This is a genomic window from Pseudoroseomonas ludipueritiae (genome assembly GCF_014490445.1).
Taxonomy (GTDB): domain Bacteria; phylum Pseudomonadota; class Alphaproteobacteria; order Acetobacterales; family Acetobacteraceae; genus Pseudoroseomonas; species Pseudoroseomonas ludipueritiae.
Window position 1 is genome coordinate 15,810 of record NZ_JACTUZ010000038.1, and the last position, 9,741, is coordinate 25,550.

Genomic DNA, 9,741 nt, shown 5'->3' on the forward strand with positions numbered 1-9,741 from the left:
CGCGGTGGCGCGGCGGGGTTCCTGTAGGGCCTGCGGCCTCTGGCGATCAGCCGGGCAGGTCGTTCAGGTGGCAGGCGCTCCGGTGGCCTGGGGCGATGCTCTTCAGCGCCGGGCGCTCCACCTTGCAGCGGTCGAAGGCATGCGGGCAGCGCGGGTGGAAGTGGCAGCCCGAGGGCGGGTTGAGCGGCGAGGGGATCTCGCCCTTCACACCAGCAAAGCTCTTCTTACGTGCCTCGATCCGCGGCACCTCGGCCAGCAGGGCCTGGGTGTAGGGATGGTTCGGGCGGGCGAAGACTTCCTCGGAAGGCGCTTCCTCGACCACACGACCCAGATACATGATCACCACGCGGTCGGAGAGATGCTCCACCACGCCCAGATCATGGCTGATGAACAGGTAGGTCAGGTTCAGGTCGCGCCGCAGGTCCATGAACAGGTTCAGGATCTGCGCCTGGATGGACACGTCCAGCGCCGCCACCGACTCGTCGCAGACAATGAATTCCGGCTGCACCGCCAACGCGCGGGCGATGCCGATGCGCTGGCGCTGGCCGCCCGAGAACTGGTGCGGGTAGCGGCGCTTCAGGGTCGGGTCCATGCCCGCGCGGCGCATCTGCTCGTCCACATAGCGCTCGTATTCGGCCCGCTTGGTCAGGCCATGCACCAGCGGCGCCTCGCCGATGATATCCGCGACCCGCATGCGCGGGTTGAGCGAGGACATCGGGTCCTGGAAGATCATCTGCGTCTGCAGCTTGGCGCGGCGCGCCTCCGCGCCGCTGAGTTTGGAGAGCTCCTGGCCATGCCAGCGGATGGTGCCGTCGCTGGCCGGCATGATGCCGGCCACCATGCGGCCCAGGGTAGACTTGCCGCAGCCGGATTCGCCGACCAGCCCGACCACCTCGCCCTTGTGGACGGTGAGGTCGACATTGTCGACCGCGTGCACCGTCTCCTCCTTCATCGGCGCGCCCAGCTTCTTCAGCAGCTTGCCGGTGAAGTCCAGCTTCTTGGAGAAGCGCTTGGAGACGCCCTTCAGCTCAATGATGGGGGTGCTGCTGCTCATGCGGCTTCTCCCTGGGCAGGCTCGGGAAACATCGGGTGGAAGCAGCGCACGTCACGGCCAGGGGCCACCTCGCCGAAGGGCGGGTCTTGGTGGCAGACCTCGGTGGCGCGGGGGCAGCGGGTGCGGAAGGCGCAGCCGGGCGGCAGGCGCAGGATATTCGGCGTCATGCCCGGGATCTGCCGCAGCGGCTCGCCGCGCTTGTTGCGGCTGGGCACGGAGCCGATCAGGCCCGCCGTATAGGGGTGCAGCGGCATGTCCAGAACCGGCGCCACCTCGCCCTTCTCGACAATGCGGCCGGCATACATGACCGCGATGTCGTCGGCGAGGCCGGCGACCACGGAAAGGTCATGGGTGATCCAGATCATCGCCGTGCCGGTCTCGGCGCAGAGCTTCTGCACCTCGGCCAGGATCTGCGCCTGGATGGTCACGTCGAGCGCCGTGGTGGGCTCGTCCGCCACGATCAGCTCGGGGCGGTGCAGCAGCGCGATGGCGATGGCCACGCGCTGGCGCATGCCGCCCGAGAACTGGTGCGGATAGGCCTTCAGCCGCTCGTCGGGAGAGGGGATGCCGACCATGCCCAGTGTGTCGCGGGCACGCTGGCGGGCTTCCTCCTTGGAGACCTTGGCATGCGCCTGAACCGTCTCGATCATCTGCGTGTCGATGCGCAGGACCGGGTTCAGCGTCATCATCGGGTCCTGGAAGATCATGGCGATGCGGTTGCCGCGCAGCTTCCGCATCTCCTCTTCCGAGAGCTTGGCGAGGTCCTGACCATGGAACAGGATCGAGCCGCCGGTGATGCGGCCGGGCTCATCCACCAGGCCGAGGATGGAGAAGCCGGTGACGGTCTTGCCGGAGCCGGACTCGCCCACCAGCCCCAGCACCTTGCCGCGGCGGACGGTGAAGGAAACATCGTCCACCGCCTTCACCACCCCGGCGCGGGTGAAGAAGTGCGTCTTCAGGTTGCGGACCTCCAGCGTGGGGGCAGCCACGCCGGGCGTCGTCGAATGGGACATGCGTGTTCTTACTTCTTCAGCCGCGGGTTCAGCACGTCGCGCAGGTGGTCGCCCACCAGGTTGATCGAGACGATGGTCACCAGCAGCGCGATGCCGGGATAGAAGCTGATCCAGTACTTGCCGGAGAGCATGTACTCGTAGCCGTTGGAGATCAGCAGGCCCAGCGAGGGTTCGGTGATGGGCACGCCCAGGCCGAGGAAGGAGAGGGTGGCCTCCAGCGCGATGGCGCGGGCCACCTGCATGGTGCCCACCACGATCAGCGGCGGCAGGCAGTTGGGCAGCAGGTGGCGGAAGATGACGCGCCAGGTCGGCAGCGCCAGGCACTGCGCGGCCTCGATATACTCGCGGCGGCGTTCCACCAGCGCGGTGCCGCGAACCGTGCGGGCATAATAGGCCCATTCCACGATCACCAGCGCCAGCACCACGTTCATGATGCCCTTGCCCAGGAAGGCCAGGATCATCAGCGCCGCCAGGATGGACGGGAAGGAGAGCTGCAGGTCGACAAGGCGCATGATGACCGTGTCGGTCTTGCCGCCCGCATAGGCCGCCAGCAGGCCGAGCGAGGCGCCGACGAGGCAGGCCACGATGGCCGAGCCTGCACCCACCGCCAGCGAGATGCGCAGGCCGTACATGATGCCGGAGAGCATGTCGCGCCCCTGGTCATCCGTGCCCAGCCAGTAGGTGAAGGTGTCCATCCCGTTGCGGGTGCCCGGCTCCAGCCGGCCATCCATGATGTCCAGCTGGGCAAGGTCATAGGGATTCTGCGGCGCGATGAAGGGGGCCAGCAGGGCAACCACCACGGCCAGCACAAAGACCACCAGGCCGAAGACCGCCGTCTTGCTTTCAAAGAATTCCGAGACGAAGCGGCGGAAGGGCGTCTCGGCCTTGACCGGTGCGCCGGTCACGCTGGCGGTGGGCAGCCCGCCCTGGGGGAGGGAACTCGCGCTCATGTCACTTGTTCTCCAGCCGCACGCGCGGGTCGAGGGCCGAGTAGGAGAGATCGACCAGCAGATTGATGGTGATGAACATCAGCACGATGATCATCAGGTAGGCGACGATCACGGGCCGATCGAGCACGTTGATGCTGTCGATGATCAGCTTGCCCATGCCCGGCCAGGCGAAGACGCTTTCCGTCACCACCGAGAAGGCGATGGTGGAGCCCAGCTCCAGGCCCACCACGGTCACGACCGGGATCATGATGTTCTTGAAGACATGCACGAAGATGACGCGCTGGTTCGTCAGGCCCTTGGCGCGGGCGAACTTCACGAAGTCCATCAGCATGGTCTCGCGCACGCCGGCGCGGGTCAGGCGGATGACGAGGGAGATCTTGAACAGCGCCAGGTTCAGCGCGGGCATGGCGAGGTGCGCCAGGCCGTCCCGCGTCAGGAAGGACCAGCGCAGGCCCAGCACTTCCACGGTCTCGCCACGGCCGGTGGAGGGCAGCCAGCCCAGCTGCACCGCGAAGACCATGATCATCATCAGGCCCACCCAGAAGGTCGGCAGGGAGAAGCCGAGGATGGAGCCGGTCATGATGGTCTTGGCGATCGGCGACTTCGGCTTCAGGCCGGCATAGAGGCCGAGCGGGATGCCGATGATCAGCGCCATGATGGTGGCGCCCAGCGCCAGCTCCAGCGTCGCCGGCATGCGCTGCAGGATGAGCTGCAGGGCGGGCTCGTTGAAGACGAAGGAGCGGCCGAGGTCGCCGCGCAGCGCATTGCCCAGGAAGGACAGGTACTGCATCCACAGCGGCAGATCGAGGCCGAGGGCCTTGATGGCGCGCTCACGCTCCATCTGGTCGGCATCGGGGGAGATCAGGATCTCCACCGGGTCGCCGATAGCATAGACGCCGACGAAGACGATGACGGACATCGCCAGCATGACCAGGGCGGCCTGAAGCAGCCGCCGCGCGAGGTAAAGGCTCATGCTGTTACTTCGCCGCCGGCCGGACGTCCTGGGCGCGGGTCAGTTCATCCGCGCGGGCGTCGTGGACCAGGTTGGGCTTCATGGCCCAGACATTCTTCTGGATATGGATGGGCATGATTCCCACGTCTTCCATGGTGATGCGGGTGGCTTCCTGCAGCAGGGCCTCGCGCTTGGCGTCGTCGAGTTCGCTCAGCGCGGCTTCCAGCTTGGCGTCAGCCTCCGGGTTGCTGTAGCGGCCGCCATTGGAACCGCCCCAGCCCTTCTCCCGCGACGGCGTCGCGGTCAGGGAGCGGAGCGGCGAGGAGGCCTCGGCCGAGGAGGTGCCCCAGCCGGACAGGAAGGCGCCGAATTCCTGCCGGGTGCGGCGGGCCGCGAAGGTGGTCCAGGGCATGGCTTCCACATTGGCGGTCACGCCGATGCGGGACCACATCTGGCCCACCGCCTGGAGGATGCGGGCATCGTTCAGGTAGCGGTCATTGGGTCCGGCCAGGGTGATGCGGAAGCCATTGGGATAGCCGGCATCGGCCAGCAGCTTCTTGGCCGTGTTCACATCGGACCGCGCGGGCTCCAGGCCCGGCACGTAGCCGAAGGTGCCCGGCGGCAGGAACTGGGCGGAGGGCAGGGCGCTGCCTTCCATCACGCGCTGCACGATGGCGGGGCGGTCGATGGCGATGTTCAGCGCCTGGCGCACCCGCAGGTCCCGCAGCGGGTTGCGCGGCAGCGGCTTGCCCTCGTTGTCGAAAAGGTAGGGGCTCTCGCCGTCGCGGGACTGGTCGGTGCCCAGGAAGATGATGCGCAGCCCGTCCTTCTCGCTCAGCTTCACGCGGCTCTCGCGGCGCAGGCGGGCGATGTCGTTGGTCGGCACCTGGTCGATCATGTCCACATCACCGGCCAGGATCGCCGCCATGCGGGCGCCGTTGTTGGTGATGATGCGGTAGGAGACCTGCTTCCAGACCGGCTTGGGGCCCCAGTAATCCTCGTTGCGCTCCAGCTCCAGCCGGTCGCCGGAACGGAAGGAGACATAGCGGAAGGGGCCCGCGCCGATGGCGACCTTGCCGGAATTGAAATCCTCGGTCGCCGCGCCCTCATGCGTCTCCTTGTCGAGCATGGTGACCTGCGCCAGGTCGGTCGGCAGCAGGGGATAGGGGCCGTCGGTCTTCAGGCGGATGGTCAGCGGGTCGACGATCTCCACGCCCTTCACCGCGCGGGTGTAGATGGCATAGGAGGAGGGGCTGTTCGGAACCGTCGGCGGCCGGGCGATGGAGAAGGCCACGTCCTCGGCGGTGAAGGCATTGCCGTTGTGGAACTTCACACCGGGGCGGAGCTTGAACTCCCAGGTATCCGGCGCCACCGGCTTCCAGCTCTCGGCAAGGCCGGCCTCGAGGCGGCCATTGGCATCAAAGCTGGTCAGGGCCCCGAAGAGCATCTCCGCCACGGCGTAGTTAGGCGACAGCGCGTGGTATTGCGGGTCCAGTGATGTGACCTGGGCGCCGACCGCGATGGTGATGTTCTGGGCCTGCCCTGCCGCGGGCATGCCAACCGCCAACGCAGAAACGGCGGCCAGGAGGGCCACCCTGTTGCAGATCTTCATTCAATTCCCCCAGAGGCTGCCGCCTTCTTGCCTTGATACTGTAGCAGGCCACCGGAAGAATCACCAGTTTACTGCATAACTAATGCATTTTGATTGCAACCGTTCCGATACTGCTCGTTTTTTGGCAAGATTCTGAGCTAAGCGCCTCTGCAACAGGCTATTCTTCGGTGGCTTCGGCCACCGGCAGGATGGACGTTTCCTTGGCGGAGCCGATGGCCAGGATGGTTTCCGTGCGGATGACGCCGGGATGGCCCCGCACCGCATCGGCCACGAAACGCTCCACCGCCGCCAAATCCGGCAGGCGCAGCTTCAGCAGATAGGTCCAGCCGCCCGTGACACGGTGGCATTCCAGCACCGGCTCAGCCGCGCGCATGGCGGTGCGGAAGGCGGTTTCCTCGCGCCCTGCGTGCATCTCCACGAAAACAAAGGCCAGCATTGGGCAGCCGATCGCGGCGGGGTCCAGGTCGGCACGCCAGCCGCGGATGGTGCCACGCTCCTCCAGCCGCTTCACCCGCTCCGCCGTGGCGGAAACGGAGAGGCCAGCCACCTTGGCCAGTTCGGCCAGGCCCGCCGCCCCATCCTCCTGCAGGGCGACGAGGATGTTCCGGTCGATTTCATCCATGGCGGGAGATTATCCGGTGCGGCGCCGTCTGGAAATAAAAAGGGGCGGAAAGGTCTCCCTTTCCGCCCCCGCCCGGCAAGCGCCGCAGCTCAGATGTAGTGTTCGGCCAGCGGCGTGAAGCCGTTGAAGGCCTGGCTGGCATAGGTGGTGACATAGGCACCGGTCGCGAGCAGCTCCACCCGGTCGCCGCAATCGAGCGCCAGCGGCAGGCGGTAGTTGCTCTTCTCGTAGAGCGTGTCGGTGCTGTCGCAGGTGGGGCCCGCGATGGTCACCGGCCCTTCCTCGCCGCCGTCATGCGGGGTGCGGAAGGCATACTTGATGGCCTCGCCCTCGGTCTCGGCCAGACCGCCGAAGCGGCCGATGTCGAGGTAGACCCAGCGCACCGGGTCGTCCTTCTCCTTGCGGGAGACCAGCACGACCTCGGAGGAGAGCACGCCGGCATCGCCCACCATGAAGCGGCCCGGCTCGATCACCATCTCCGGCAGCGCATTGCCGAAGGCCTCGACCATCGCGCCCATGATCGCGTCGCCGATCTCGCCGATCTCCGGCACCTCGGTGCGGTAGCGCACGGGATAGCCGCCGCCGATGTTGATCATGCGCACGTTCACGCCGGCGGTCTTCAGGTCGGTGAAGAGCAGGCCGACCTTGGCGATCGCCGCCTTGTAGGCGTCCGTGCGGGTCTGCTGGCTGCCGACATGGAAGGAGATGCCGAAGGCATCCAGGCCCATCTCATTGGCCTGCACCATCAGTTCCTTGGCCATCTCGACCTCGCAGCCGAACTTCTTCGACAGCGGCCATTCGGCGCCGACATTGCCCACCAGGATGCGGCAATACACCTTCGCGCCCGGCGCCGAGCGGGCGAGCTTCTTCAGCTCGGCCTCGGAGTCGAAGGCGAACATGCGCACGCCGGCCTCATAGGCGGCCTTGATGGCGCTTTCCTTCTTCACGGTATTGCCGAAGGAAATGGCGGAAGGCGCGGCGCCGGAGCGCAGGCAGGCCTGCACCTCTTCCCAGGACGCGGCGTCGAAGGAAGAGCCGAGCCCGACCAGGCGATCCAGGATCGGCGCGGCCGGATTGGCCTTCACCGCGTAATAGATCTGCGCCAGCGGCAGGGCGGCCTTCAGGCGCCCATAATTCTCCGCGACGCGATCCACGTCCACGACCAGGCAAGGCGTCGCCGGCATGGCGTCGCGAAGAAAGCGGGAGACCTTGTCGGTCATCGCACCACCCCCATCCAAATATGGAAGGACCACCCTCTGCTATGGAGGGACAGCCCCAAGTTGACGAAACGGTCGAACGAACCAGCGACCAAAGAGAGGCCGGCTTGGGGCTCGCGCCTTTCGCCGGGGTTGCCAGAACGCTTGACGTCGTTGCGTAAACCTTTGGCCGGTCTTGCCAGCCTGGGGCCTAGAGGCACGTGCGTACTGCGTCTGCGGCGGCATATAGAGATGTCGCCTGTGGGGTGAAAGAGGTTTTCGGGATGCGGCCCGATTTTTTCCGCATGCCTCCCCCGCACTGCCGGAAAGTTACCTTAGGCCCGGCGATGCCACGGGTCGCCTTGCCTGTGAAACGCCTGCTTCAGGGGAAATGCTCCTCCGCCGAATCGGGGGCGGGGCCGTGGAGGCGGATAAAGGTATCGGCGGCTTGGGCGGCGACGCCGGGCAGGCTCTGCTCCACCTCCGCCTCATCCACCAGTGCCAGGGTGGCGCGCAGGAAGAGGTCGCCGCGCAACAGGATCAGAAACAGGTCCGCCGCCCGGGCGGTGTCGGTGTCGGCGGGCAGGCGGCCATGCGCCTGTTCCCCCGCCATCCAGGCCGTCAGCCAGAGCCGCATGGCCTGCGGCCCGGCGGTGTAGAAGGCGCGCGCCAGGGCTGGGAAGCGCACGGCTTCGGCGATCATCACCCGGTGCAGCGCCCGCATCTGCGGCCGCAGCAGGAAGCGCAACCAGTGCAAGGCCAGTTCCGTCAGCGCCTGCCGCAGAGGCAAGTCATGGCTGGCCAGCAGCGTATCGGCCCTTTGCCGCATCTGCGCGCAGGCATGGGTGACGATGGCTTCGAAAAGCGCTTCCTTGCCGGAGAAATGGGCATAAAGCGTCGCCTTGGAGACACCGGCGGTGCGCGCCACGGCATCCATCGACACGGCGGCATAGCCTTCGGCCATGAACAGCTCCGCCGCCGCGACCATGACGGCGCGGCACTTCGGGCTTTGCTGCTCCGGCAGCATCTCGAGGAGAGAGGACATGACACTTCAGTAAGGTGACGGTATCTGCGCTTCAAGAGGTGAACTGAACTGAACGGTTCAGTCTTGACACTTGTGCAGGCCAGGCGCATCTGCTGCAAGACAGAAATGAACTGTACCGTTCAGTTCAAGGACTCCCGATGAATGCTCCCGTGACCAAGCCGGCGCCGCTGGATACCGGCCATTCCTCCGCCACCGATGCCAGGCCAGGCCGGCCGCTGCGGCGGGTGCTGCTGCGCGTGGGGCCGGTGGTGCTGCTGATCGCCGCCGCCCTGGGCGGCACTTGGTACTGGCAGACCGGCCGCTTCCTGATCGAGACCGACGACGCTTATGTGCAGGGCGATATCAGCGTGCTGGGGCCGCGCGTCGCCGCCGATGTGGTTGCCATTCCGGTGGCCGACAACCAGGCGGTGAAGGCCGGCGACCTGCTGATCTCGCTCGATGAGCGCGACCTGCGCAATGCCCGCGACAAGGCCGCCGCCACCCTGGCCGAGGCCGATGCCGCCATTGCCACGGCGCGGGAGCAACTGGCCCAGCAGCAGGCCCAGATCGACGCCGCCACGGCTCAGGTGGAGCAGGCGCGGGCCGAGCAGACCCGCGCCGCCGCCGATGCCCGCCGCACCCAGTCCCTGGTGGGCAGCGGCTTCGCTTCCCGCCAGTCCTCCGACCAGACGGTGGCGGACCAGCGCAAGGCCGAGGCCGCCGTGCGGGCGGCGCAGGCGCAATCGCTGGTGCAGCGGCAGTCGCTGGGCGTGCTGGCGGCGCAGCTGCGGCAGGCCGAGGCGCGCCGCAGCCAGGCCGCCGCCGCCCTGGCCCAGGCCGAGACCAACCTTTCCTACACCAGCATCCGGGCGCCGGTGGACGGCATCGCCGGCAACCGCGCGGCGCAGATCGGCCAGCATGTGCAGCCGGGGCAGCAACTTATCGCCGTGTCGCCGGCGGGGGCGCAGCTCTATGTGGTGGCCAATTTCAAGGAAACCCAGTTGGCGCGGATGCAGCCGGACCAGCCGGTGGAGGTGACGGTGGATGCCATTCCCGGCACCGTCTTCCATGCCCGGGTGAACAGCTTCGCGCCCGCCACCGGCAGCCAGTTCAGCCTGCTGCCGCCAGAGAACGCCACCGGCAACTTCACCAAGATCGTACAGCGTGTGCCGGTGAAGCTGGTGCTGGAGGAAGGGCAGGATGCCGCCGCCCTGGCGCGGCTGCGCCCCGGCCTGTCGGTGGTGGCCGAGGTCGATACCCGCGCCGACCCGCATGCGCCGCGGGGCCTCTGGGCCGCGGTCCGCAACCTGTTCTGAAA

General features: G+C 67.2%; 9 protein-coding genes. 1 reads left to right on the forward strand and 8 read right to left on the reverse strand.

From position 1 onward, the window contains the following. Positions 1–46 precede the first annotated feature (46 nt). The 8 genes from IBL25_RS10945 to IBL25_RS10980 form a co-directional block, all read right to left on the reverse strand. Positions 47–1,054, reverse strand: a complete 1,008-nt coding sequence (locus IBL25_RS10945) for an ABC transporter ATP-binding protein (protein ID WP_187778578.1) — start codon at positions 1,052–1,054, stop codon at positions 47–49. Next, on the reverse strand, positions 1,051–2,067 hold the full coding sequence (locus IBL25_RS10950) for an ABC transporter ATP-binding protein (protein ID WP_187778579.1): 1,017 nt from the start codon (positions 2,065–2,067) through the stop codon (positions 1,051–1,053). Before IBL25_RS10950 ends, IBL25_RS10945 begins: the two co-directional genes overlap by 4 nt. 8 nt (positions 2,068–2,075) lie before the next feature. Then, positions 2,076–3,017, reverse strand: a complete 942-nt coding sequence (locus IBL25_RS10955; protein ID WP_187778580.1) for an ABC transporter permease — start codon at positions 3,015–3,017, stop codon at positions 2,076–2,078. Between the two features lies 1 nt (position 3,018). Beyond that, a complete protein-coding gene (locus IBL25_RS10960; RefSeq protein WP_187778581.1) occupies positions 3,019–3,990 on the reverse strand; it encodes an ABC transporter permease in 972 nt (323 codons plus the stop codon). A 4-nt stretch (positions 3,991–3,994) separates the two neighbouring features. Continuing rightward, a complete protein-coding gene (locus IBL25_RS10965; protein ID WP_238940353.1) occupies positions 3,995–5,524 on the reverse strand; it encodes an ABC transporter substrate-binding protein in 1,530 nt (509 codons plus the stop codon). Between the two features lie 214 nt (positions 5,525–5,738). After that, positions 5,739–6,203 carry an Lrp/AsnC family transcriptional regulator gene (locus IBL25_RS10970; protein WP_187778583.1) on the reverse strand — a complete coding sequence of 155 codons (465 nt, stop codon included), beginning with the start codon at positions 6,201–6,203 and terminating at the stop codon, positions 5,739–5,741. An 89-nt stretch (positions 6,204–6,292) separates the two neighbouring features. Continuing rightward, positions 6,293–7,423 carry a type III PLP-dependent enzyme gene (locus tag IBL25_RS10975; RefSeq protein ID WP_187778584.1) on the reverse strand — a complete coding sequence of 377 codons (1,131 nt, stop codon included), beginning with the start codon at positions 7,421–7,423 and terminating at the stop codon, positions 6,293–6,295. Between the two features lie 358 nt (positions 7,424–7,781). Continuing rightward, positions 7,782–8,444, reverse strand: a complete 663-nt coding sequence (locus IBL25_RS10980) for a TetR/AcrR family transcriptional regulator (RefSeq protein WP_187778585.1) — start codon at positions 8,442–8,444, stop codon at positions 7,782–7,784. A gap of 137 nt (positions 8,445–8,581) precedes the next feature. Here IBL25_RS10980 and IBL25_RS10985 point away from each other — a divergent pair, with 137 nt between their 5' ends. Further along, positions 8,582–9,739 carry an HlyD family secretion protein gene (locus tag IBL25_RS10985; protein WP_187778586.1) on the forward strand — a complete coding sequence of 386 codons (1,158 nt, stop codon included), beginning with the start codon at positions 8,582–8,584 and terminating at the stop codon, positions 9,737–9,739. The last annotated feature ends 2 nt before the right edge of the window (positions 9,740–9,741 follow it).

What these genes read in the sequence shown, in the direction of transcription:
- IBL25_RS10980 (WP_187778585.1), bottom strand. Translation starts at nt 8,444, where the DNA reads ATGTCCTCTCTCCTCGAGATGCTGCCGGAGCAGCAAAGCCCGAAGTGC.
- IBL25_RS10975 (WP_187778584.1), bottom strand. Translation starts at nt 7,423, where the DNA reads ATGACCGACAAGGTCTCCCGCTTTCTTCGCGACGCCATGCCGGCGACG.
- IBL25_RS10965 (WP_238940353.1), bottom strand. Translation starts at nt 5,524, where the DNA reads ATGCCCGCGGCAGGGCAGGCCCAGAACATCACCATCGCGGTCGGCGCC.
- IBL25_RS10985 (WP_187778586.1), top strand. Translation starts at nt 8,582, where the DNA reads ATGAATGCTCCCGTGACCAAGCCGGCGCCGCTGGATACCGGCCATTCC.
- IBL25_RS10950 (WP_187778579.1), bottom strand. Translation starts at nt 2,067, where the DNA reads ATGTCCCATTCGACGACGCCCGGCGTGGCTGCCCCCACGCTGGAGGTC.
- IBL25_RS10955 (WP_187778580.1), bottom strand. Translation starts at nt 3,017, where the DNA reads ATGAGCGCGAGTTCCCTCCCCCAGGGCGGGCTGCCCACCGCCAGCGTG.
- IBL25_RS10970 (WP_187778583.1), bottom strand. Translation starts at nt 6,203, where the DNA reads ATGGATGAAATCGACCGGAACATCCTCGTCGCCCTGCAGGAGGATGGG.
- IBL25_RS10960 (WP_187778581.1), bottom strand. Translation starts at nt 3,990, where the DNA reads ATGAGCCTTTACCTCGCGCGGCGGCTGCTTCAGGCCGCCCTGGTCATG.
- IBL25_RS10945 (WP_187778578.1), bottom strand. Translation starts at nt 1,054, where the DNA reads ATGAGCAGCAGCACCCCCATCATTGAGCTGAAGGGCGTCTCCAAGCGC.